The following is a 23,649-nucleotide window of genomic DNA, read 5'->3' as shown; positions in this document are numbered from 1 at the left end:
GTACGCCTACCAGGTCGTCAGGCCGAGGCCGATCGTCCTGGTCAGCGTGGCGTTGTCGTCGTCGCCGTCCAGCGACCAGATCATCGCTCCGGCCAGACCGGCGCGGCGGATGTAGAGCGTCTTCTGCAACACGACCGCCGGGTCGTCGTACGTCCAGAACGTCGTACCGTCGAACAGCCAGGCGTGCCCGGCGCGGAGGTCGCGGTGCACGGTGTAGCCGTTGCCGGCCAGGGTCTTGAGCTTTTTGTAGTCCTCGTAGCCGGCCTCGAAGGTGGCCGGCGCGGGCCCGGTGGCCGGCTGGAAGAGGCCGTTGCCGCCTCCGGTGACACCGGTCCAACCCCGACCGTAGTACGGGATGCCGAGCACGAGCTTGTCGCGCGGCGCCCCGCGGGCGATCCAGCCGTCGATGGCCACCTCGACGGAGAAGTCCGGGTTGTCCGGCGATCCCGCCGGTACGCGCAGCGCTGACTGCTGGTTGGCCACTGCCTCCCAGCCGCCGTGGAAGTCGTACCCCTGCACTGTGGCGAAGTCCAGGTACTTGAAGATCTTGCGGCCCTCGTAGCCGGCGTCCATGGTGGCCGGGTTGGCCGGCAGGAAGGCGGTCAGCGGGTGGTGCGTCCGGGTGGTGCGCCCGTACGCGTCGAGTTGCCGGCGGAACTCGGCGAGCAGCTTGGTGAAGTTCTCCCGGTCCTCCGGGCGGATGACGTTGCCGGGCTCACCCTCCCAGTTGGGCCACTCCCAGTCGAGGTCGATGCCGTCGAAGACGCCGGCCCCGGCACCCGGGCCGCCGGCGGCGCCGTCCCCGCCGGGCAGGTTGCCCTTCAGGTAGAGGTCGATGCAGGACGCGACGAACGCCTTGCGGGAGGCGTCGGTGCGGGCGGCGTTCGAGAAGTACGTGGACCAGCTCCAGCCACCCAGCGAGATCAGCACCTTCAGTTTGGGGTGCTTGGTCTTCAGCTTGGCGAGCTGGCCGAAGTTGCCGTTGAGGGCCTGGCCCGGGGCGTCCGCTACGCCGTCGACGCTCTCCTCGGCGGGGACGGGTCGCTGGTAGTCGGCCCAGGCGTCGCCCTCGCCCGGCCCGCCGTCCACGTAGCAGCGTCCGTCCTCGCTGACGTTGCCGAAAGCGTAGTTGACGTGGGTGAGGCGGCTCGCCGCCCCGGACGTGTCGAGCTTCTTGACCGGGAAGGCCCGGCCGTAGATGCCCCACTGGGTGAAGTAGCCGACCCGGTGGTAACCGGTGCGGCGCTGCTGGTTGTCGCCCGCGCTGGCGGCGCTGGGCGGTGCGGCGGTGAACAGCAGGGCCGCCACTGTGACGACGGCGGTGAGACGGCGGTGGCGGAATGGTCGCATCGGCACACTCCCACGAGGCATCAAGCAGAATTAGTAAAGAGACTTATCTGATTGATGAAGTTAAGCCGATCACAGTCCGGGGTCAAGAGCGTCCAGCCACATGGGGGATTGTTGCGGCGTTACCCGGTGGTAACGATGTTGTGCCATGGACTCCGCCCTGACTCTGATCGGCCTGCCCATCGCCCTCGGCATCATCATGCTCGGTCTGGGTCTCGGACTGACCATCGCGGACTTTCGCCGGGTGGCCCAGCATCCACGAGCCGCCGTCATCGCCCTGGTGTGCCAGGTGCTGGTGCTGCCGGCGCTCTGCTTCTGCCTCGTCCTCGCGTTCGACCTGGCGCCCGAGCTGGCCGTCGGCATGATGCTGCTCGCCGCCTCGCCGGGCGGCACGACCGCCAACCTCTACAGCCACCTGTTCGGCGGCCACGTGGCCCTGAACATCACCCTGACCGCCATCAACTCGGTGCTCGCCGTGTTCACCCTGCCGATCCTGGTCAACCTGTCGGCGGCGTACTTCCTGCCCGACGGCAGGAGCATCGGGTTGCAGTTCGACAAGGTGGTGCAGGTCTTCGCCATCGTGCTCGTCCCGGTCGCGATCGGCATGCTGATCCGGGCCCGGCTGCCGCACGTCGCCGAGCGTCTGAACCGGCCGGTCCGGATCCTCTCCGTCGTCGTGCTCGTCGCGGTGATCGCCGGGGCCGTGCTCGGCGAACGGGAGAACATCGCCGACTACTTCGTCGCGGTCGGCCTGGCCGTGCTCGCGTTCAACCTGCTGAGCCTCGCCATCGGGTACGGGGTGCCGCGGCTCGCCGGTGTCGAGCGGAGCGCCGCGACGGCAGCCGGGTTCGAGATCGGCATCCACAACAGCACCCTGGCCATCACTATCGCGCTCAGCCCGGCGTTGCTCAACAGCACCCAGATGGCGATCCCGGGCGCCGTCTACGGCATCGTCATGTTCTTCACCGCGGCGGCCTTCGGCTACCTGGTGACCCGCGTCGGCGCCCGGCCCGCCACCGTGCAGCCCTGACCCGGGTGCCGCCAGCCCGGCCGGCGGTGCCGCCGGCCGGGCTGATGCTGGTCAGCCGACCTGGTCGTTGTCCTTGAGGGAGCCCCAACCGTGCCAGCGGTCGATCTCGATCAGGGCGCTGACCCGGGCGCGCTCCCGCCGGGGGTACGCATTGCCGGTGTAGTGCTGCGACAACCGGTCGATGTCCGTCAGGTCCTCGTCGGCCCGCAGCTCGACGACGTGCCCGATGATGCTGACGTGGGTGTACCAGCCGGCCTCGTCGAGCACGGTCAGGGACACCCGCGGGTCGTTGCGGACGTGCTCCAGCCGGCGGCGGCTCTCGTCCATGTTCACCAGGATCCGGCCGTCCTCCCACAGGTACCAGGTGGCAGCGGACACCGGCTGACCACCATTGCGAAGCGTGGTCATGACAGCGGGGTTCGGCTTCTGCAGCATGGCGATCGCGGGCTCGGGCAGCGGTGGCTTGGACATGAAGTCTCTCCTCGTCGCGTCAGGGTTACCCCTGCACGTTACGCACCCACCGTCCCGGTCACCGTGAGATGTGATCGCTCAACTGGCGTACATCATCGTGGCGGGGAACTCGCCGCTGGACCGCCACGCCTTGACGATCTTTACGGTGATCGCGCTGGCGGCCGAGTTGAATTCGCCGTCGTCGACACCTGCTTCAAGGGTTCTGGGATCGATCGTGAGAATCCGGTCGAACCTGTCCTCGAACCCGAATTCATAGCGGATCTCATCCGCGGTGGCCTCGATCCGCCTCGCGGTTACCATCATTCCCATCGCGCTGACTCCCAAAGTCGTACCGTGATGCCGCCTGGTCGAGGTCCGCCCAGGTCCGCTCGTGCGGCAGCAGCGGTCGGCCCACCAGGCGTACCCGGTGTCCCTCAGCCTGCCATCGGGTCTCGCCGCGCGCCGGGCCGGCTTCGGCCAGCAGCGGTGCCAGCGTCGCGCCGGCGACCACGTGGCAGGGCCGCTGGGGTGTGCTCCACCCGCGTGCAGGGTGCCGCGCCACGCCGGAGAAGATGTGGTCATGACCGATCCCGCACTGCCCACGCGCGTCGTCGTCACCGGGGCCACCGGCAAGCTCGGTCGCGCCGTCGTCTCCCACCTGCGCGCCGTGGGCGTCGACGTGCTGGCGGTGGACCGCGCCGGAGGCCGCGACCCCCGCGACGTGGCCGGCGAGTTCCTCCAGGTCGACCTGATCGACTACGGGCAGGTGGTGGAGGCGTTCACCGGAGGCGCCGACGAGCACGCCGGCGGTATCGACGCGGTCGTGCACCTGGCGGCGGTCCCGGCCCCCGGGCTGATGTCGAACGCGACCACGTTCGCCAACAACTCCGCCGCCACGTACAACGTCTTCGCCGCCGCCAGGGCGGCCGGGATCAGGCGGGTCGTCTGGGCGTCCAGCGAGACGGTCCTCGGGCTGCCGTTCGACACCCCACCGCCGTACGCGCCGGTCGACGAGGAGTACGCGCCGCGCCCCGAGTCGACGTACTCGTTGAACAAGGCCCTTGAGGAGGAGATGGCGCGGCACTTCTGCCGCTGGGACCCGGATCTGGTCATGGTGGGTCTGCGCTTCTCCAACGTGATGGACGTCGAGGACTACGCCCCGTTCCCCTCCTTCGACGCCGACCCGCTGCTGCGGCGGTGGAACCTGTGGGGCTACATCGACGCCCGGGACGGGGCCCAGGCGGTCGAGCGGGCCCTCGCCCACGACCAGCCCGGCGCCGACGTGTTCATCATCGCCAACGCCGACACCGTCATGACCAGGTCCAGCGCCAGCCTGATGGCCGAGGTCTACCCGGGCGTCGAGGTCCGCAAGGAGTTGGGCGAGCACGAGACCCTGCTCAGCATCGACAAGGCCCGCAGGGTGCTGGGGTACGAGCCGCAGCACTCCTGGCGAGACCACGTGGATCAGCTCTAGGTCAGCGAGCCGCCTGGTAGGCGCGGCCCACGGCGGTCGCCTCGCTGCCGGTACGGAAGAGCCCGGTCTGATCCTTGTCCGTTGCGGGCAGGCCGAACCACGCGTACCGCTGAAGCCAGGACAGGCCGCCCAGCATTCTGGTCGCCGCGGTGAGGAACGCGGCCTGCTGTGCCTGGGTCGGGAAGCGAACGCCGTTGGAGAAGTCGATCAGGGCGAACTCGGTGAGCCAGACGGGCAGCTTGTAGCGGTCGTGCGCCGCCTGGAGGTACGACCTGAGCTGGTTGACGGCGTTGGCGGTGGTGAAGTCGCCGCCGTACCAGTGCAGGGCGATGAAGTCGACGCGGTACCCGCGCTGCTTCGCGCCGGCCATGAAGCGGTCGAGCCACTCGCCCGGCCGGTCACCGCCCCAGGCCACGGCGGGGCTGCCCAGCGGAAGGCCGGTCGCCTCCAGTTGCGGCCACAGCTCCAACGCCTGCTCCACGGTCATCTCCGCCTGACCCTTCAGGTCCGGCTCGTTGAAACCGAGCAGGTGGCTGCCGTTCTTCCTGGCCTGTTGCAGATTGGTGGCGGTGACGCTCTTCGCCCCCCAGATCATCGGGACGAACTCGGCGCCCTGCGGGCTGGTGACGCCCTGGTGGGCCACGTCCCAGGTGTAGTACCAGCTCGCCCCGGAGCTGGCCAGCGCCTGGTTGACGCCGTCAAAGGTCCACACCCCGACACCCTTGCGCTTCGAGGTCACCACGGGTGCCGCCGGGGCGACCGTACGCCCGGTCGTCGGCTTCGCCGTCGGCGTCAGGGTCGGGGACGGGGTCGCTCCCGTCGGGCTCGGCGTGGCGGCGGGCGTGGTCGCGGTGGCGGAGCTGGACGCCGGGTTGGCGCCCAGCGGCTCGTCGACGGACTGCGGGGCAGCCGCGGGTGCGGGCGTCGGCCCGGTCGGTTGGATCACGACGATCACCCCGGTCACCAGGAGGACGACCACGGCGGCCACGGCGAGCGGCCACAGCAGACGCCTCGCGCCGGTCGGGAGGCGGCCGGACAATCCGCGTCGGGGGGCCGCGTGGACGCCCCGATTCCCCTTCGCGGCGTCCGCTCCACCCTGACCTGTTGCGCGCATCGTCTCGACTCCTCCGTGTGGTCGCATCGCTGTCCGATGCCGTGGTAGCGGCGGATCTTGCCACCACCTTCCCCTCAGGAGACTGGACGCCCGTAACGGGATAACAGTTTCTGCCCGGGTGAGCAGCGGGCCAGATCCGCCATCCACCGCGGAATCGGCCAGAAGATGGATAAAGTGCGCGTAACTGGATCACGCGGTCGGTGAGGGGGCTCGGGGGCGATGGCAACGGGTCGGATCGCCGAGCACCGCCATCACCTCGGCCCGCCCGTGTCGGCGGCCCTGGCCGGCTGAGCTGTCCCGCCGTCCGTGTTGACGCGCATCGGGTCCCGTGGGCTCGGGGACAGCAGGAGCCCGAACTCGGCGACGGTCCTGGAACTGCTGTTCGACATCGTGTACGTCTTCGCGCTGGCCCGTCTCGCCGGGCGGGTCGCGGACGACCTGACCATCGTCCGGCACACGCTGCTGTCCGAGGCGGGCCAGACGGTGCTGTTCTTCACGGCGATGTGGATGATCTGGTCGCTCAACGCTCTGCTGGCGAGCACCTACGACCCTCGACGCCCCGATCTCCAGGTCGTCCTGCTGGCCACGATGTTCGGCACCCTGGTGCTGGCCGTCACGTTGCCGCAGGCCTTCGGCCAGCGCGGCGTCGTCTTCGCCTGCACCTACGTCGTCATCCAGGTCGGCCGACCGCTCTTCGTGGCGTTCGCCCTGCGGGGCCATGCGGTTTACGCGTTCTCGCTCCGGGTGCTCACCTGGCACCTGGTGTCCGGCGTGCTCTGGATCGGTGGTGGGATCAGTGGTGGTCTCGGTCGGGGCATCTTCTGGACCCTCGCTCTCGCCATCGAGATGATCGGCGCCGCCACCACCTACCCCCTTCCGCGAATAGGCGGGAGACAGCTGAACGCCCTGGGGGTCACTGTCTCGCAGGCGCATCTCGCCGAGCGGTACAACCAGTTCTTCATGATCGCTCTCGCCGAGGTGGTGCTCGAAGCCGGCGCCGCGGTCAGCTTTCCGGGCTTCTCGACCGATGGGACCATCACCCTCGTCGCCTCGTTCGTGGCGGTGGTCTCGTTCTGGCGGATCTACTTCTACCACGTCAGGTCCGGCCATGCCTCGACCCCGAGCGGTGAGGGGGTCCAGCTGTCGCCGTGGGCGAGCTACAGCCTGCTGTTGATCGTCGGTGGCATCATCTGCACCGCCGTCGGCTTCGGACAGGTCATCGAGGACCCGCACCCGCCGATCGACTGGGCTCTGGTGGTCATCATCTTCGGCGGCCCGGTGCTGTTCCTGTTCGGGCGCAGCACCCTGGAGCGGGCGAGCAGAACCACGCCGCGGTGTCGGGTGCTGTACGTCGGTGCGGTGACGCTGGCCTTGGCGGCGGTACCGATGGTGTTTCTCCCGCCGGTCGCCGTGGCGGCCCTCGCAGCGGTGATCCTGGCCGGCATCGCCGTGTTCGACCAGCGGGCCCACAAGCGAGGGTCGGAAACCAACCCGACTCTGTGACAACCCGTTGCGGGCCGGCGACCGATCGGCGTATGTTCTTCCGGCACGCCGTCGAGCCGGGAGGAGGTCAGAACAATGTCCGATGTTCTGCGCCCCCTCCGCGCTCCGGCGTCCGCGCGGATCTGATCCGGGGCGCTCGCTTCCCGGAGGACCACGCCATGACTGATCTGGTCATCCGTCCGCTCGTCGCGGGCGAGGAAAACCTGTTCGACTCCATGCCTGATCCGCTGCCCCAACTGCGCCAGGTCGGCTACGCCGACGGGGTCGCCGGCGGCGGCTATCGGCCCGAGACCACCTGGGTCGCCCTGCGCGACGGCCGGGTGGTCGGCCGGGCCGCCTGGCTCCTCCCACCGGGCGCCGTCGGCGCGCCCTGGCTGGACCGGTTCGATCTGGACGCCGAGCCCGAGGTCGGCGCCGAACTGCTGCACGCCGCCCACCAGGCGCTGGGTGGCCCCGGCCTGTACTACGCCGCGCTGCCGGCACACTGGCGGCGCCGCCCCGAGGTGCGGGCCGTGGTGGAGGCACCGATGGCCGCGGCTCGGCTCGCCGGCCTGGTCGAGCGGGGGGAGCGGCTCCGGTGCTCCTGGACGGGCACACCCCTGCCGGCGTCCTCCGGACGGTACGACTTCCGGCCGCCGGTCGACGCGACGGAGGTCAACGCCCTGGTCGCCAGGATCGACGAGCCGGACGTGCTGACCGGCGTCGAGATCGCACGGGTGGTCAGCGGCGTCGACCTCTCCACCGACCCTCTGGGCTGGCTGGGGGACGGAGTGGAGGGATGGCGCGTCGCACTGGACGCCGGAGAGCCGGTGGGTCTGGTCGGCACCGCCGGGGACGCCTGCTACCCACTTCTCGTCTACCTCGGCCTGCTCGACGAGGCGGCCCGGCCAGAACTGCTGGTCGAGGCGGTCCGGCTGCTGGCCGCCGGCGGCGCCCGGGAGGTCATCGCCGACGTGGACGCGCGGCGGGTGGCGGTGCTGGCCGAGCTGGAACGGACCGGGTTCCGGCAGTTGCGCACCAGGGTCGTCTTCGCGCCGGCGGACCAGCAGGAGTAGCGGATCGGGGGTGCGCCCTGTCACCGGGGCGCACCCCCGCACCGGCGTCGACCGCTGGCCCTGTCAGCATCGGGCCATGCTCATCGTCGGCGTACTGGCGCTGGTCGTGGCGGCCGTCGCCGCGCTCTGCCTCCGGCGGTCGCTGCGCCGTGAGCCACCGGTCGCACCGGCGCGACCGCTCGACTTCGACACCGCCGTCCGTGCCGCCGAGGCCGTCATCGCCGCGGAGGCGGCAGACCCGGAGGTCCGCCCGGAGTCGCGCAGCCGTCTCCTGAGCCACGGCGCCCGCACCGGCAGGGTCGTGTTGCTGCTGCACGGATACACCCTCGCGCCCGACCAGTACGACAAACTGGCCGAGGAGTTCTTCGACCGCGGCTACAACGTCTGGGTTCCGCGGGCCCCGCAGCACGGCACCGTCGACCTGCGGGCCCACCACCGGGTCCAGGCCGACGAGCTGACGACGTACGCCGCGCGGGCGCTGGCCGTCGCCGAGGGCCTGGGAGACGAGGTGGGCGTCGTGGGGATCTCCGGCGGTGCCGTCCTGGCCGCCTGGCTGGCCCAGGTGCCGGGCACCGTCGTACGGCGTCTGCTGTTGCTGTCGCCGTTCTTCGGCCCGGACCGTCGGCAGGCGCCGGCTTTCGCGGTCCGACCGCTCATCATGTTGTACGGGCGCCGCATCCTCCCGGACCGCGTCACGTCGCGCGGTTACAGCCTCGCCGCCGTCACCCGGTACCTGAGCATCGCGCGTACTCTGCCGAAGCCGCCACGACGGACCGGTCTGCGGACCGCGGCCGTCGCGATCAGCCCCCTCGACGGCGTGGTCGACCTCGGTGCGGCGGAGCGCGTGCCGCGCCGGATCGCCGACGCAAACGCGATTCCGCTCCAGGTCTGCACCCTGCCGGAGGCGTTGGGCGTCGGCCACAACACCCTCAACCTCACCGCGCTCGGCGCCGACGGGCCCGAGCTGCGCCGGCTGTACATCGCGCTCTACGAGGGGGAACCGCTCCCCGGACCGTTCCCCTACCGGGTGGGCGGGGTGGCGCCGTTGAACACCGGCGGGGCGTAACCGGCCGGCTTGTCGCCGATGCCGAGGCCGGGGCTCACCACCCAGGACTGGTACTGCGGGGTGAACATGCTGTAGACCAGCCCGAGGTTCGGGGCGCTCGCCTCGTCGAGTCGCCGACGGGCGTCCGCCGGGATCTCGAAGTCGAGCGCGCCGAAGTTGCTGGCGAGCTGCTCGGGGCTGCTCGCCCCGACCACGACCGAGGCGACGGCGGGTTGGGTGGCCACCCAGTTGATCGCCACCTGCGCCATGGTGCGCCCCAGATCGGCGGCCACGCTCTCCAGTGCCTCGATCACCTGCCAGTCGCCGGGGCTGATCTCCCGACCCGCGGCGTCGGGGTTGGTCAACCGACCGGTGCCGCTCATGCCCTCGCTGGTCCGGCGGTACTTGCCGCTGAGCAGGCCGCCACCGATCGGGCTCCACGCGGTGACACCCATTCCCAGGGTCTGGGCCATCGTCACGAACTCCGCCTCGATGTGCCGGGTGACCAGGGAGTACGGCAGCTGCACGTTGATCATCGGGGCCAGCCCGTGTGCCTCGGCGTAGCTCTGCGCCCGGGCCGCGTACCAGGCCGGCACGTCGGAGAGCCCGGCGTACCGGATCTTGCCGGCCCGCACCAGGTCGTCGAAGGTGTGCACGACCTCCTCGACCGGTGTGATCCGGTCCCAGGTGTGCAGCAGGTACAGGTCGATGTAGTCGGTGCCGAATCGGCGCAGCGAGGCCTCCACAGCCCGCGTGATGTGCTTGCGACCGTTGCCGCTGGCATTCGGGTCGGTCGGGTCGACGGTGTTGGTGGCCTTGCTGGTCAGCACGAGCCGTTCGCGGACGCCGGCCCGGTCGATCAGGCGGCCGAGGATCTTCTCGCTCTCCCCGGCGGTGTAGAAATCCGCCGTGTCGATGAAGTTGCCCCCCGACTCCAGGTACTGACGGAAGATCGGCTCCGCCTCCTCCTCGGTCTTGCCGTAGGCGGCATGGAACCCGTCGACGCCGAAGTTCATGGTGCCCAGCGCCAGCCGGCTCACCCGCAGACCGGACCGCCCGAGCAGGTAGTAGTGGTTCATCGTTGCGTCCTCTCGATCGCGCGTCGGCCCCGAGCGGGCCGTCCCAGACCTTTGCTCGGCAAAAATGGACCTGCAAGTCCAAAGTCCGCGCTAGCGTTGGACCGGCAGGTACGGACGCAGATCGGTGACGGGGGTCTCATGACACGGGGGTTGACCCGCAAGGGCGAGGCCACCCGGGCGCGGATCGTCGCAGGCGCGGCCGCCGAGATCCGCGAGCGCGGCGTCGACGAGGTACGCCTCGAAGACGTGATGGCCCACACCAGCACCAGCAAGGGACAGCTGTTCCACTACTTCCCCGGCGGCAAGGAGGACCTGCTGCTCGCGGTGGCCCAGCACGAGGCCGATCAGGTGCTCATCGACCAGGAGCCGATGCTCAGCAACCTGACGTCCTGGTCGGCCTGGCTGGCGTGGCGCGACCGGCTCATCGAGCGCTACCTCGCGCAGGGCGTGAAGTGCCCGCTCAACGGGCTGCTCGGTCAGACCGGCCGACGCGCGCCGGGCGCGCAGGCGATCGTGACCGGGCTGATGTGGCGCTGGCAGGCGGCGATCACCGAGGGCATCCGCCACATGCAGTCGACCGGGGACATCGGCCCGGACGTGGACGCCGACCGTGCCTCCGCGGCGCTGCTGGCCGGCATTCAGGGCGGCGTCCTACTGCTGCTCTCCACCGGGAAGATCGATCACCTCGAGGCGGCTCTCGACCTCACCATCGACTCGCTTCGGGCCAGCGCCCGGGCGAGCGGAGAGCAGGAAAGGCGCGACCCTGCCGGAGGTCGTGGTGACCGTGCTGCCCGGTAGTCACTTCCCGCACCTGGCGGAGCCAGCGACGATCGCCCGGCTGCTGGCGACCGGCTGAGAGGGCGATCGGCGTGGCGGTCTACGGGGTCAACCGGTCGAGTCGGGTGAGCTCGGCGTCGCCGGCCCGGACCACCTCCGCGGCCAACGCGGTCGTCGCCGGGTGCACCCCGTTCCGCTGCTCCGCGGTGGCGACCCGCACCACCTGTTGCAGGTGCGCTCGTACGTGCTGGCCTGCCAATCGTTGGAACGCGACACCGGTGACCGACCGCAACGTCGTCAACTCCTGCTCGGTGACCATGCCCGGCATGTCGTGGCCCTCGTGCGGGTTGGTCGCCGGGGCACCGGATTCGGCGAGCAGCCGTCGGGCAATGCTCAGGTCGGCGTGGTGCGCCGTGCCGAGCCGGGCGGCGAAGGTCTGCCACGCGGGGTCGGTGGTCCGACCCGGCACCATGTCCAGCACCGGCAGTAGGCGTTCGTTCATCGCCACCGTCAGCTGAAGCCACGCGATGTCGGTGGGGCTGAACAGGCTGGCCGAGCCGCTGGGCGACACCGAGCCGGCCAGTCCGGCAATCGAGGGTGCGGCGGTCGACGGTGCGGTCGTGGTCGGTGATCCGGTGGCGCAGGCCGTGACGAGCAGCGCCGCGAGGGACAGGGACATGGACGCGCTCACGAGGGCTCGCATCCGGCCTCCTCTCGCCCCCCCGGACGGCGGGCCCGGCGTGACCGGACCCGCCTCCGTGGTGGGAGCCTGTCGGCTCAGATCGGTCGGCCGTCGTGACCGCACTTGATGACGGGGCGAATGCAGTCCTGGACCCGACGGGCCATCTCCGCGACCGGCCAGGCGTTGAAGAAGTCACCGTGCATGGTGTAGCCCGGCCCGGAGGCGAGCCGGATCCGCGAGGGGTCGCCGGTGACCGGGTATCGCAGCACCTGCCGCAGCTTGGGCACGTGCACCGGGTGGGTGCTCGGGCAGGCCTGGTTCACCGGGTACGCCAGGTGGCTCTTGTGGTCCGGCGAGTCCAGGTCGCGGCCGTTCCAGCACTGCGGGAAGTCCAGGTACGACTCGAGCATCGTGCCGGACGGGCAGTTGACGAAGTCCTTCGACGGCGCCACGTGCCCGGCGTGCAGGCACGACCACCGGGCGATGCTGTCGTTCGAGCCGGTGGCTTTCGCGTTGCCGGCGACGAGTCGCAGCCCGAGCGGGAACGGCTGGGTGTTCGCGACGACGTCGGAGCGTACGCCCTCGCCCAGGTAGTAGAACGTGGCGATCGCCGGCTCCACCGGCACGTTGTCGCGGTACAGGGTCGGCACCCAGTAGGACGAGACGTCCACCCGCGGGTTGCAGGTGCTGGGGGAGTTGACCAGGTCAGGGAGGGTGGTGTTGGCGTTCGTCACCGTGGCGCCGAAGAAGCTGTGCATGTGCGAGGCCCCGGGCAGCCCGGGGAAGATGATCGGGTCGTCCGGCAGCCGGTGGCTGTAGGCGCAGTCGGCGGGGAACTCGGCAACCCGGATGGCGTTGGCGACCGGGGCGGCGTCGGCCCGCTCGGTGGTGGAGGCGACGTACGTGCCGAGTAGCACCAGCAGTGCGCCGATCGCCGTGGCGAGGCGCAGCCGGCGGTGGGTGCCGGAGAGGGGTGCGGCCCTGTCCATCGTGTGACTCCTGTCGGGGGGACGGGTCAGGGAAAGCTCCGGCGCCGCCGCCGAAGACATCGGAGATTGCCCTGGCCAGACTGGTGGTGGCCGGTTTGAGGCCGGGTGCGAGAGAGCGCTCTCAGCAGGTCAAGCCTCACCCTGATGTCGAAACTTGTCAATACGTTCCGCAATTGGCGGAAATGAAAGACGACGAAGGGCCGGGCCCCGTGGTGGGGTCCGGCCCTTCGCTTCGTGTCTGGTGCGGGGTCAGCTGGTGGCGTAGCCGCGGGTGGCGATCCAGTCGGCGAGGTGCTCGACGGTGACCTCGTAGGAGGCGGTGTTCGGGTCGGCGGAGTCGGCGATCTTCACCGTGTTGCCGTTGTCGCGGTAGCCGACGACGCTGATGTAGTGCCCGCCCTCGAACGAGTGGATACCACCGTCGGTGTCAGTCGTGGTGCCGGCGATGTTGGCGACCACGGCCCGGCCGTCGTCGACGGTGCGGACGATGTCGGCGCGCAGCTTGTCGGTCTGCTTGGCGTCGGCATCCGGGGTGCTGATCTCTACGGACCGGTAGGCGTCGTTCTTGCCGGTTTCCTTGTTCAGCACGGGGGTGATGTCGTTGATGGAGTTGGTGCCGGCCTCGGTGGTGCCCATCTCCTTGGCCATGGCGTCGACGCTGATGTTCTTGCCCTGCACGCTCAGGGCGTTACGGGCGGCGGCGGGTCCGCAGTAGTAGAAGTTCGGCTGCGCCTCGTAGCGCACGCCCAGCTGACGCTCACCAGACGGCTTGCGGTCAGACTGCGTCTGAGTGGTGGGCTTGGCATCGGTCGCGGCGTACGCGGCGGTGATCGGTCCGACGATGGCGCCGCCGGTGAAGGCCAGGCCAGCAGCGGTCAGAGCGGTCTTACGAATCAGATCGGTACGCATGATGGCGTGCTCCTCTGCATCGGGGGTGTCCGCACGACACGCAAGGGGGGACGGTGACCGTGCGGGAAAGTCTCGCGAGAACGCCGGCGATCCCTGGGGGGATCTGCTCGGGCGTTGCGGGGGATGTAACCGGGGCGGCCCAGCGGATGTTCCCGGCCGGTGCGCCCTCGCCCCACGACCCGAAAGTCGCGGTGGCATGCCAGGTATAACGACCCCGCCCGGCCCACGATTCCACCCCCAGGGTGGCCCCGACCACGGGAAACCCACGCCGAAACCCGACACCCACCCCAGGGTCGGATCCGCCGAACCGGACACCACACCCCGCAACCCCGGGCGTCGACAATCCAAGATCCGCGCACTTTCCGGGAAAGTGCTGCCTCAGACCGCGACGAGGCAGCAAGTTCCCTGATGTTGCGCGGATCTTGACCCGGGGGGGATACCGGACACCGCCGGACGCGCGGGTGGGGCAGCCCGAACGCGTCGGACCGCCCCACCTGTCGCACGAGGCGTGATCAGAACCCGAGGACGCTCCGCCCGCCGACCACCGGCAGCCGCAGTTCGCTGTCGTTCGGTGCGACCCGCAGCTCGGTGCCGCCCAACGGCAGCAGGGTGTACTCCTGGTCGCTGGAGAAGACGACCACGCCGATCCGGTGGCCCGCCGGGAAGACGTAGTCCTTCGGCTCCATGGTCCACCGGTAGTCGTACAGCTTGCCCTGCTTGACCGGCTGGGTGCGTGCGGCGCTCTTGCGGTTCTGCGGGTCCATCCAACCTCGCGTCACCACTGTCGGCGCGGCGGTCGACCCGGCCGGGCCGTAGTCGACCAGGTACGCGGTGAGGTTCGCGTCCGGCTTGTTGTCGATCGCCATCCGCAGCCGCATCTCCGGACGGCCGGAGATGCGCACGCTCTGCGTCAGCTCGGGGGAGCGGTACGCCAGTCGGTTCGCGCTCGCCGTGTCCGGGTTGGACACCAGGGTGTCCGGGTGGATGGTCCGCCCCTCGTCGACGAAGCTCTGCTCGACCTTGGCCTTCGGCGGCTTGCCCGTGGTGAGCGTGCCCGGGGCGGTGGCGTCGGTGGCGGCGAACCGCAAGCCGACCTCACGCGCGGCCGGGTCGGGCCAGTTGGCGTACGTGGTGTAGGCCCGGTCCTCGCGCTGGAGCACCGCGGTCGGTTCGTCCATGATGCCGTTGCGCACGTTCCACAGCCAGAAGTCGAACCAGCGGTTCTCGGTCTGCTTGTACGTCCACGTCTGGCCGCTCGGCAGGGTCACCGACGCGCTGCTGCCCGGGCCGCCGTGGCCGCCCTGGTGCAGCCAGATCTTGCGCGGTACGTCGCGCTTGGCGAGCTGGTCCCACCAGCCGGCGAAGTGCTCGGTCTTCACGTTCCAGTCGTTGAGGCCGTGGACGACGAAGACGCTCGCCTTGACGTTGCGGGCGTCGAGGTAGTCGCGGTCCTGCCAGAATTCGGAGTAGTCGCCGGTGACCCGGTCCTGCTCCTCGGTGATGGCGGCCAGCTCGTCGGCGCACTGCCCCTCGGCCCGTGCCTGCCCGGCGGTGTACTGGGCGAGGATGTCGAGGTCCTCGCCCTGGAACGTCCCGGGGGCGACGACCAGACCGTTGGCCCGGTAATAGTCGTACCAGCTGCTGATGGCGGAGACCGGCACGATGGTCTTGAGTCCCTTGACTCCCGTGGTGGCCACCTGGTTGGGCAGCGTCCCGTTGTAGGAGACACCGGTCATGCCGACCGCGCCGGTGGTCCAGCCGGCGGAGACCGGGGCGCCGTTCGCGTCGTACCCCAACGCCTGGCCGTTGAGCCAGTCGATGACCGCCTTGGTGCCGAGCGTCTCGGCCTGGTCGCCGCTGGTGGGGCAGCCGTCCGAGTCGCCGGTGCCGACGCTCTGACCGAGCACCACCGCGTACCCGCGGGGCACGTAGTAGTCGTCCAGCGAGCCGGGCAGGTTGGCCTTCGCCTGGGCGCGCTGGGTGCCCACGTCGAGCGCCCGCCGTCCGGAACGGTCGGTCAGGCCGTTCTGCGGCAGGTCGTCGACCAGCACGCTCGGGTACGGGACGTCACCCCAGGTGCCCTTGCGGTACGGGCTGTGCTCGAAGATGACAGGCACCTTGAAGCCCTGCGTGGCGGTCTCCCGGGGTCGGGAGATGTCGATCGCCACCCGGTCGGGTCGACCGTCGTGGTCGGTGTCGACCGGGGTCTGGACGAACACCCGCTCCTCGATCGCGTCGGCGAGCGAGAACACCGGTTGGGTCATGCCGTCGCTGACCACGATGCCGGTGGGCGTGGTCGCGGTGGGCGGGGCAGCCGTTGCTGTGGGGGCTGCGCTGAGCACGAGAGCGCCGGACACGCCGATGCTCAGAAGTGCCAGATGACGGGGTCGACGCATGCGCGTCTCCCTTCGGTTGGGCTGGTTGCCGGGGGTCGGCAGGGGCCGATCTCGAAGATCCATTCGTCGCCATGCTAGGACGGCGCTGGCGTCCCGTCGATCCCCTCGGGCGGGGATGCATCCTTCGCGCGAGCCGGAAAACTCCTCGTTCCGGGGGCTCCGAAGATCACAGTCTCGTGCATATGATCTTGCGGGAAGCCGCCCGAAGAGACGGCTTCGTCCACATTAGACGAGGAGCGCCATGCTCAGGAAAACGCGGTGGCTGTTGGCCATCGCCGTCACGGCCACGACACTGACCGCCCTACCGGGCGGCTCTGCCACGGCCGGGCCAGGCGGCATCGGCACGACCGGCACGCCCAGGACCTCGGTCGACGGGAAGACGCACACCGTCACCCTGCTGACCGGGGACGTGGTGACCGTACGGAGCACCGGATCGGGATGCCCCAAGGCCACGGTGCGGCCGGCCGACGAGAACGCGGTCATCCAGCAGACCTGCGGCCCCGACGGTCACCTGCACGTCGTACCCGCCCGCGTCGCGTCCCAGATCGGTCCGGTCCTCGACCCCGACCTGTTCGACGTCACCGCGCTGATCGCCGACGGGTACGACGACGAGAACACCACGGACCTGCCGGTCATCGTGCAGCCCGCCACCGCGTCCGCCCGGGTGGCCGCACTCGGTGACGTGCTGTCGCTGCCCAGCATCGGCGCGGTCGCCGGCCACGTACCCAAGAAGAGCCCGGCCACCGCGAAGCTGGCGACCGACTCGCTGCTCGCCGGCGCGAAGAAGGTCTGGCTGGACCGCAAGGTCCGCGCCACCGCCCTGACCGGCGGCGGACAGCACGCCGACCTGGACCGCAACCTCGGCCAGATCGCCGCGCCCGACGCCTGGAAGGCTGGCTGGACCGGCCGGGGGACCACTGTCGCGGTGCTCGACACCGGTGCCGACTTCACCCACCCGGACCTGGTCGGCCGGGTCGCCGACCGGGCCGACTTCACCGCCGAGGGCGGTGACGCCGTCGACCACAACGGCCACGGTACGCACGTCGCCTCGACCATCGCCGGCACCGGCGCGGCCGCCCGCGGTCAGCGTCGCGGCGTGGCGCCCGACGCCAAGCTGGTGATCGGCAAGGTCCTCGACGACCACGGTTCCGGTGCGGACTCCGGGATCATCGCCGGCATGGAGTGGGCCGCCAACCGGGCCGACGTCATCAACATGAGCCTCGGCGGCAGCGACCCGGACGACGGCAACGACCCGCTCTCGCTGGCCGTCGACGGGCTGAGCAGGTCCACCGGCGCGCTCTTCGTCATCGCCGCCGGCAACAGCGGCGGGGCCATCTCCTCGCCGGGGTCGGCCGCCAGCGCGCTGACCGTCGGCGCGGTCGACCGGAACGACAAGCTCGCCGACTTCTCCAGCCGTGGGCCGCTGGTCACCAGCAACGTGGCCAAGCCGGAGCTGGTCGCACCCGGCGTCGACATCGTCGCCGCGCGGGCCGCCGGCACCAACCTCCAGGACCCGATCGACAGGTACTACGAGGCCATCAGCGGCACCTCGATGGCCAGCCCACACGTGGCGGGCGCCGCCGCGCTGCTCGCCCAGCGGCACCCGGACTGGACCGGTGCGCAGCTCAAGGCCGCACTCGTCGGTGCCGCCGACCCGCTGAGCGGCGTCGACGCGTACGCCGTCGGTGCTGGCCGGCTCAACGCGGCCCGGGCCCTCGGCAGCCCGACCAGCAACCAGCCGGTCGTCAACCTCGGCACCTTCGCGTACCCGCAGTCCGGGACCAGTGAGGCGAAGCTGAGCTGGACCGGTGAGTCGACGACCGTGCTGGACCTCGACGTGTCGGTCGTCAACCACGACGGCCAGTCGGTGCCGCGGGGCGCGGCGTCGCTGTCGGCGAGTCGGGTGACGCTCAAGCGCGGCGCGACCGCCGGCGCGACAGTGCGGATCAACCGCGCGGCGCTGGCCGCCCGGCCGGGCTTCTACCTGGCCACCGTCACCGCCCGCACCGCCGGGCACAAGCTGGTCTCGACCACGCCGGTGAGCTTCTACGTCGAGCAGCCCAGCTATGACCTGACGATCCGGACGAAGCCACTGCCCGGCCTCAAGGAGGGCGCGGAGAGTTGGATCAACCTGCTGGTCACCAACCTCACCGACCCGGTGGTCTACTACAGCGGTGCGGGCGGTACGCCCGGCGACACCTTCACGCTGCGGGTGCCGGCCGGCCGGTACGCGATCCTCGGCTCATCCGTCGCCTACTACGTCGACAGTGACGTGCTGGAGACGACGCTCGCCGCCGAGGCCGACCTGGACGTGCGCGGTGCCCGAAGCGTGACGCTCGACCCGGCGCGGGCCAGGCCGGTGACGGCGACTGTCGACGGGGTGCCCACCACGCCCACCCGGACCGACCTCACCAACGTCCAGACCGCCCCGAACGGGCTGTCCTGGTGGCACCAGGTCAGCGGGTACGGGGCCCAGACGACGGTCCGCACCACCGCGCTGCCGAAACCCGGCGTCGGGTCCCGGCGCACCTGGGCGGCCGTCAACCTCGACTCGCCGGCCGGCACCGCCAGGCCGTACCGCTACAACCTGGTGCACGAGTACGCGGGCGGAGTACCGGCCGACCCCGCCTTCCGAGTGAGCAGAGCCGAACAGGCGAAGCTCGCCCGGATCGAGGAGCGCTTCCACCAGATGGACTCGGAAGGAATGGTCACCCAGCTGATCCGCAGCGGCTTCACGCCCGACGGGGTGCCGGTGACGCAGACCCACGAGGGCAACCTGCCCCCGTACCGCACCGACTACCTCTCGCCCGGCTACCTGTGGGCCGACGAGGGTGTCTACGGTGGACTGTCAGCGCAGGAGGCGCCGCGCAGCTACCAGCCGGGCAGTCGGCAGACCAAGGTCTGGGCGCGGCAGCCGCTGCACTCCGGCTGGTACGACGACCCGGCCGGGGCCGAGTCCAGCTGCGCCACCGCGCCGTCGCGTACCCGGGGCAACCTGCACATCGACCTGGTGTCGCTGACGGACCAGCACCAGCGGGCCGACTGCCTCCAGGGCGGCTCGATCGGGGTGAACCGCAAGCTGTCGGTGTACCGCAACGGCAAGCTGATCGACGAGCGGGACCGCCCGCTCGCCGACGTCACCGTTGCGCAGCAGATGGCCGACTACCGGCTGACCCTCGACGTCGACACGAGCCTGATCCTGCCGATCTCGACCAGGGTCAACACGTCGTGGACGTTCCGGTCCGCCGGACCGGACGGCACCGGCAGTGTGCCGCTGCCCCTGCTGGCGGTGGACTACGCGCTGCCGATGGACACCCTCAACCACGCCACCGGCGGGACGGCCGAGCTGGCCGTGCGGCAGTTGCGGGGAATCAAGGCGCAGAAGGTGACGTCGTTCCAGGTCTGGACCTCGACGGACGACGGTGCCACCTGGACGTCGGTCCGGGTCACCGGCACCGGCGACAGCTACCGGGTCGCGCTGCCGACGGCCGTCACCGGACAGCCCGTCTCACTGCGGGTGAAGGCCGCCGCCAACGGCGGCAGCGGCATCGACCAGACCATCATCCGGGCGTACAACGCCGGCTGACGGTCCGCGTACTGGTGCGGCCCGGCTCCCGCTGGGCCGCACCTCCGCTTGCAGCTCCGCGTCGATCCGGCACCCGCGACGGGGCAGGTCACTGACCCTCCCAGACCGCCTTCGCGCCAGAGTCGCCGGTACGGATCACGTAGTACACGGTGACGGCGGCAGCCAGCAGCGACAACACCTGCAACGCCGGAGTCAGCAACCGACTGGACCGCCCGCCGTCGGTGGTGGTCGCCTCGCCGCCCCTCGGCGGCACGAAACGGACCAGGGCCAGCGCCACTATCGCCAGCCCGATGGTCGCCCACAGCGTGATGTCGCCGAACTCCTGGTGCGCCTCGATCGTCGGAGCGAACTCCGGGGTGACCCGGTTGGCGGCGCGCATGCGCTCGAAGAAGGCATCACCGGACAGCTTCGCCAGCAGGGCGGCGAGCGGCGCACCCACGGCGAGCAGCCCCAGCACCCAACGGGTGTGCGGCCGGATCGGCGGAACGAACGCGTAGCCGACCGTCAGCAGGGCCAGCAGCGGCACGAACACCACAGCGGCGTGCAGCACCAGCGGGTGGGCGGGGATGCCCATGAACTCCTCGAACATCGGCGTCTCCTCCTGACACGGGCCGGACGTCGATCGTCCAGGAAAGGACGCTAACGGTACCGAAGGGACGTGTCAGCCCCCAAGATTGCCGACGGCGTCGACCCGGCCCCGCGTCACGAGGTGCTCAGCGCAGGCCTTTACCGAAATTGCTGCTCAGGGCGACCCACGAGGCGCAGGGCAGCTCGCCGGGAGCCAACTGGATGTGCGCCGGCTGCCAGAACTCGGCACCCTCCTCGGTGACGCGGGCGAAGATGCAGTCGTACTGCGCGGCCCGCAGGGCCACACCGACGGTGCCGTTCTTCGCCGCCACTTCCAGCGTGATGGCAGGGTCGAGCTTCAGGTCGGCGATCGCCGCGCGGATGGCGGACTCGTCCGGGTCGACGGCGTCCAGAGCGCTCTTCAGGCGGTCGTCGACCCCGTCCAGCGACGGGTCCTGCCTGACCTGGAGAGGATCATTGGCCGGGCACTCCACGGACGGGATTATGTCGCAGTCGGGACCGCGCCGATGTCCCCTCGGCTACCGGGAGCGCGGCAGACAGTCCTTCTTGTACTTGAGACCCGAGCCGCACCAGCAGGCGTCGTTGCGCTCCGGCGGCCAGGCGATCCGCGCGCTGGGTCGCGCCTGCACCTCGGCCGCGTACCCCGCCCGGACCGCCGCGTCGGCCGGGTCGCCGTCACGTCGACCGGCGAACGCGTTCAACCCGTCCACTGTGGCGCGGAACATGCCCAACCCGGCCTGACCGGCACCCCTCAGCCGGACCAGCTCCTTCTCCAGCCGGCCCCGGTGCGCGTCCCAGTCCGGCCCGTACACCTCGCTCAGCGCGGCGTGCTCGGCGAGCAGCCGGTCGAACTCGGCCCGAGGCCAGAAGAGCAGGTCCGACTCGGCGTCCCTGCGCTCTCCGGCCCGGCGCACGAGCTGGGTCTCCAACCGGTCCGCCAGGTCGTCCTGCCGGTCGTGCGGCAGGTTGAGATTCCGGCGTACCCGGTGCCGCTGTTGCAGCAGGAAGAAGACGACACCGGGCGCTTCCGGCGGACCGAGATCCACCACCGGGTCGATCGCGGTGCTGGCCGGCCCGGACGCCGCGGTCGCGCGCTCGCTGAGCAGGCTGTCGACCGCCTCGCTCAGCCACGTCTCGGCGGTCGCCGAACGACCACCCACGTCCAGCGCCGCACTCACGTAGGCGGCAGCGTCGGGCTGCGTGAGCAGCAACGGGCGCAGCGCGGTCAGCTCCGCCACCGCCTCGTCGTCCCGACCGCCGGCCCGGAACAGCGCCCGGGCCCGCAGCGCCCGGGCGAAGCCGGCCCGGGGATCGTCCCCGGACGGGTACGCCGCCAGAGCCTGCTCCGCGTACCGCAGGGCGGCATCCGGTCTCGCCCGGATCTCGGCGATCTCGGCAGCCAGGGTCAGGGCGTCCCCGGCGTCGTCCGGATCCTCCAGCCGGCCCTGCTCGGCCGCCTCGGCGAGGTCGGCGGCGACACCGAGCGGGTTGGCCGTCCCAAGCGCTGAGCGGCGAAGTTCAGCGAGGTCAGCCTTGGTGAGTACGTCTCTCGTCGGCACGATCTCACGGTACGTCGGGGTGCTCTCGGTACGCGGGCAGATCACCTGTTAGGCCGCTCTCACACCGCCCGCAGCTCCGACCAGCGCCGCCCGCAGTCATGACCACGCGCCGACTGCCGCCGCCCGAGCGACGTAGGTGTCGAAGTCGAGCGGGTCACGCCCGAGCACCCGCCGCACCCCGTCGGCCGGCTCGGCGAGATGACCGGCGCGCATCCCGGTGAACAGGACGTCCATCGCCCTGACCACCTCCGGCGGAAGTCCCTCGGCGAGAAGTTCGGCCCGGTACTGCTCCGGTGTGAGCTGCACGTAGCGGATCGGGCGACCGGTCGCCTCCGCGATCGTCGCCACCGCCGTCGTGAACGTGAGCGCGCGAGGACCGGACAGGTCGTACACCTGTTCGTGGTGACCGGGCGACGTCAACAGCGTCGCGGCCACGTCGGCGATGTCCTGCGCGTCGACGAACGGCTCCGGGGTGGCGCCCATCGGCAGGGCCAGCCGACCGTCGAGCAGAGGTTGGCGCCACAGGTCCTCGCTGAAGTTCTGACTGAAGTTGTTCGACCGGAGAATCGTCCACTGGACGCCGGATTTCCGCACCGCCTCCTCGGCGGCGACCATGCCGGGGGAGAAGTCACCGATCTGGTCGATCCCGCGCCCGGACAGCGCCACGAAGCGGCCGACACCCGACTCGACGGCCTGCGTCACGAAGTCGGCCGCCAGCGCGGGGTCCTCCGGAGCCAGCAGATAGACCGCCGAGGCTCCCGCCAGCGCCGGCTGCCAGGTGGCCGGCCGCGACCAGTCGAACCGCACCTCACCGGAGCGGGAGGCCGCCCGAACGTGCCGGCCCGTCGCCCGCAGCGTCCGTACCAGCCGGCGACCGGTCTTGCCGGTCCCGGCCATCACAAGTATCGAAGGTGCGTCCGTCGTCATGGTCACGAGTCAACTCGCCCGGCTGCCGGCAGGACATGCGCTGTCGTACGCCGCGCATGTCCGATCGTCCGCGCCCTGTCGCCGGGGCTCTATCGTCGGGCCATGGACCCGTTCGACACCCTGCTGCGGGGCGTACACGCCGACGGTGCGGCCTTCGGCCGATCGGAGCTGACGCCGCCGTGGGCACTGCGGTTCACCGACGGCGCACCGCTGACGCTCTGCGTCCCCATGCGGGGTGAGGGCTGGATCTCGCACCCGGAGAGCGACAAGCCCCGCCTGGTGCGGGTCGGTGAGGTCGCCGCCGTACGCGGGCCGACGCCGTTCACGTTCTCCGCCGAGCCGCGGTCGAGCTTCGACCCCGGCGAGCTTCGGGACGTGCGGCGCGGCCGGACCGGGACGGTGGACGCGGATCACACCGAGCGCCTGGTGCTGCTGGTCGGCGTTTACCACGTCCGGGGTCGGGTGCCCCAGCGGCTGCTGGGCGCGCTGCCGCCGGTGGTCGTCGTACCGGACGACCACGACTGTGCCGCGCTGCGCGACTACCTGGACGCACAGCTCGACGCGGGCCGGCCCGGCCGGCAGATCGTGCTGGACCGCCTCCTGGACTGGTTGTTGGTGTGCACGGTGCGGGACTGGTTCGACCAGCCCGACGCCGAGGCTCCCGGCTGGTACCGCGCGCTGAGCGACGACACGGTCGGCCCGGTGCTGCGGGCCATGCACGACGACCCGGGCAGGTCGTGGACCCTGGCGAGCCTGGCCGGGCAGGCCGGAGTCTCACGGTCCACACTGGCCAAACGGTTCACCGCGTTGGTGGGCGAGCCGCCGCTGACCTACCTGACCGACTGGCGGATGACCCTGGCTGCGGACATGCTGGCCGAATCCACGGCGACCGTCGCCGCCGTGGCACACCAACTCGGGTACGCGGACGCCTTCGGCTTCAGCGCGGCCTTCAAACGGGTCCACGGGATGAGCCCGAGCGGGCACCGCCGGCTCGCCCGCGACGGCGAAAGGGCCGCCTGACCGGCGACGTTCGAGCGCCGTGGATTTGCCGACCGATGTGGTGATGAGCGTGATGACTCACAGGCATATTGATGCCTCACAGTCATCACGCTCATCACCGCGTCCGCTCCCTCAGACCT

The 23,649-nt window shown here is 70.7% G+C and carries 21 protein-coding genes; 8 read left to right on the top strand and 13 right to left on the bottom strand.

The genetic code is table 11. The features are described from left to right. Nucleotides 1–6 precede the first annotated feature (6 nt). On the bottom strand, nt 7–1,350 hold the full coding sequence (locus tag CLT68_RS25305; protein ID WP_099854646.1) for a glycoside hydrolase family 18 protein: 1,344 nt from the start codon (nt 1,348–1,350) through the stop codon (nt 7–9). A gap of 145 nt (nt 1,351–1,495) precedes the next feature. Here CLT68_RS25305 and CLT68_RS25300 point away from each other — a divergent pair, with 145 nt between their 5' ends. Next, a complete protein-coding gene (locus CLT68_RS25300) occupies nt 1,496–2,377 on the top strand; it encodes a bile acid:sodium symporter family protein (RefSeq protein ID WP_099854645.1) in 882 nt (293 codons plus the stop codon). A gap of 51 nt (nt 2,378–2,428) precedes the next feature. Here the strand turns inward: CLT68_RS25300 and CLT68_RS25295 are convergent, their stop codons facing one another. Further along, on the bottom strand, nt 2,429–2,848 hold the full coding sequence (locus tag CLT68_RS25295; protein WP_099854643.1) for a PPOX class F420-dependent oxidoreductase: 420 nt from the start codon (nt 2,846–2,848) through the stop codon (nt 2,429–2,431). Between the two features lie 78 nt (nt 2,849–2,926). After that, the gene (locus CLT68_RS25290; RefSeq protein ID WP_486482311.1) at nt 2,927–3,172 is read right to left on the bottom strand and encodes a hypothetical protein; all 246 of its coding nucleotides are present in this window, start codon (nt 3,170–3,172) and stop codon (nt 2,927–2,929) included. A 235-nt stretch (nt 3,173–3,407) separates the two neighbouring features. On the opposite strand from CLT68_RS25290, the gene CLT68_RS25285 reads away from it, so the two are divergent. Continuing rightward, nucleotides 3,408–4,301, top strand: a complete 894-nt coding sequence (locus CLT68_RS25285) for an NAD-dependent epimerase/dehydratase family protein (protein ID WP_099854639.1) — start codon at nt 3,408–3,410, stop codon at nt 4,299–4,301. A gap of 1 nt (nt 4,302) precedes the next feature. Here the strand turns inward: CLT68_RS25285 and CLT68_RS25280 are convergent, their stop codons facing one another. Then, nucleotides 4,303–5,415 carry a glycoside hydrolase family protein gene (locus CLT68_RS25280; protein ID WP_486482310.1) on the bottom strand — a complete coding sequence of 371 codons (1,113 nt, stop codon included), beginning with the start codon at nt 5,413–5,415 and terminating at the stop codon, nt 4,303–4,305. A 306-nt stretch (nt 5,416–5,721) separates the two neighbouring features. Here CLT68_RS25280 and CLT68_RS25275 point away from each other — a divergent pair, with 306 nt between their 5' ends. From CLT68_RS25275 to CLT68_RS25265, 3 genes are all read left to right on the top strand, one after another. Beyond that, nucleotides 5,722–6,918, top strand: coding sequence for a low temperature requirement protein A (locus CLT68_RS25275; protein ID WP_099854635.1), 1,197 nt, complete (start codon nt 5,722–5,724; stop codon nt 6,916–6,918). A gap of 158 nt (nt 6,919–7,076) precedes the next feature. Then, on the top strand, nt 7,077–7,973 hold the full coding sequence (locus CLT68_RS25270; RefSeq protein ID WP_099854633.1) for an acetyltransferase: 897 nt from the start codon (nt 7,077–7,079) through the stop codon (nt 7,971–7,973). A gap of 76 nt (nt 7,974–8,049) precedes the next feature. Then, on the top strand, nt 8,050–9,039 hold the full coding sequence (locus CLT68_RS25265) for a serine aminopeptidase domain-containing protein (RefSeq protein WP_099854631.1): 990 nt from the start codon (nt 8,050–8,052) through the stop codon (nt 9,037–9,039). On the opposite strand, the gene CLT68_RS25260 is transcribed toward CLT68_RS25265, so the two are convergent. Then, nucleotides 8,994–10,097 (bottom strand): aldo/keto reductase, encoded by a 1,104-nt coding sequence (locus CLT68_RS25260; RefSeq protein WP_099854629.1) that lies wholly within the window; start codon nt 10,095–10,097, stop codon nt 8,994–8,996. The genes CLT68_RS25265 and CLT68_RS25260 overlap by 46 nt on opposite strands. 138 nt (nt 10,098–10,235) lie before the next feature. Here CLT68_RS25260 and CLT68_RS25255 point away from each other — a divergent pair, with 138 nt between their 5' ends. Next, nucleotides 10,236–10,895 (top strand): TetR/AcrR family transcriptional regulator, encoded by a 660-nt coding sequence (locus CLT68_RS25255; RefSeq protein ID WP_099857605.1) that lies wholly within the window; start codon nt 10,236–10,238, stop codon nt 10,893–10,895. Between the two features lie 79 nt (nt 10,896–10,974). On the opposite strand, the gene CLT68_RS25250 is transcribed toward CLT68_RS25255, so the two are convergent. From CLT68_RS25250 to CLT68_RS25235, 4 genes are all read right to left on the bottom strand, one after another. Then, nucleotides 10,975–11,577: a DUF305 domain-containing protein gene (locus tag CLT68_RS25250; protein WP_099854627.1), complete on the bottom strand. Its 603-nt coding sequence runs from the start codon at nt 11,575–11,577 to the stop codon at nt 10,975–10,977. 74 nt (nt 11,578–11,651) lie between these two features. Continuing rightward, nucleotides 11,652–12,545, bottom strand: coding sequence for a DUF1996 domain-containing protein (locus CLT68_RS25245; RefSeq protein WP_099854625.1), 894 nt, complete (start codon nt 12,543–12,545; stop codon nt 11,652–11,654). A 249-nt stretch (nt 12,546–12,794) separates the two neighbouring features. Continuing rightward, nucleotides 12,795–13,454 carry a C39 family peptidase gene (locus CLT68_RS25240; RefSeq protein ID WP_099854623.1) on the bottom strand — a complete coding sequence of 220 codons (660 nt, stop codon included), beginning with the start codon at nt 13,452–13,454 and terminating at the stop codon, nt 12,795–12,797. Between the two features lie 512 nt (nt 13,455–13,966). After that, nucleotides 13,967–15,850 carry a Xaa-Pro dipeptidyl-peptidase gene (locus tag CLT68_RS25235; RefSeq protein WP_099854622.1) on the bottom strand — a complete coding sequence of 628 codons (1,884 nt, stop codon included), beginning with the start codon at nt 15,848–15,850 and terminating at the stop codon, nt 13,967–13,969. Nucleotides 15,851–16,091: 241 nt separating this feature from the next. On the opposite strand from CLT68_RS25235, the gene CLT68_RS25230 reads away from it, so the two are divergent. Continuing rightward, nucleotides 16,092–19,436 carry a S8 family peptidase gene (locus tag CLT68_RS25230; protein ID WP_099854620.1) on the top strand — a complete coding sequence of 1,115 codons (3,345 nt, stop codon included), beginning with the start codon at nt 16,092–16,094 and terminating at the stop codon, nt 19,434–19,436. 88 nt (nt 19,437–19,524) lie between these two features. Here the strand turns inward: CLT68_RS25230 and CLT68_RS25225 are convergent, their stop codons facing one another. The 4 genes from CLT68_RS25225 to CLT68_RS25210 all read right to left on the bottom strand — a co-directional run bounded on the left by CLT68_RS25225 (nt 19,525) and on the right by CLT68_RS25210 (nt 22,480). After that, nucleotides 19,525–20,025, bottom strand: coding sequence for a DUF2231 domain-containing protein (locus CLT68_RS25225; protein ID WP_099854618.1), 501 nt, complete (start codon nt 20,023–20,025; stop codon nt 19,525–19,527). 124 nt (nt 20,026–20,149) lie between these two features. Next, nucleotides 20,150–20,497 (bottom strand): hypothetical protein, encoded by a 348-nt coding sequence (locus CLT68_RS25220; RefSeq protein WP_099854616.1) that lies wholly within the window; start codon nt 20,495–20,497, stop codon nt 20,150–20,152. 45 nt (nt 20,498–20,542) lie between these two features. Beyond that, nucleotides 20,543–21,583: an SEC-C metal-binding domain-containing protein gene (locus CLT68_RS25215; protein ID WP_099857603.1), complete on the bottom strand. Its 1,041-nt coding sequence runs from the start codon at nt 21,581–21,583 to the stop codon at nt 20,543–20,545. 96 nt (nt 21,584–21,679) lie between these two features. Next, on the bottom strand, nt 21,680–22,480 hold the full coding sequence (locus tag CLT68_RS25210; protein WP_486482309.1) for an NAD(P)H-binding protein: 801 nt from the start codon (nt 22,478–22,480) through the stop codon (nt 21,680–21,682). Between the two features lie 132 nt (nt 22,481–22,612). Here CLT68_RS25210 and CLT68_RS25205 point away from each other — a divergent pair, with 132 nt between their 5' ends. Beyond that, the gene (locus CLT68_RS25205) at nt 22,613–23,530 is read left to right on the top strand and encodes an AraC family transcriptional regulator (protein ID WP_099854614.1); all 918 of its coding nucleotides are present in this window, start codon (nt 22,613–22,615) and stop codon (nt 23,528–23,530) included. Nucleotides 23,531–23,649: the final 119 nt, after the last annotated feature.

This window comes from Micromonospora sp. CNZ299, from assembly GCF_002754415.1.
Note: the sequence above shows the minus strand (reverse complement) of the source record. Positions and strands in the feature narration are given on the sequence as shown.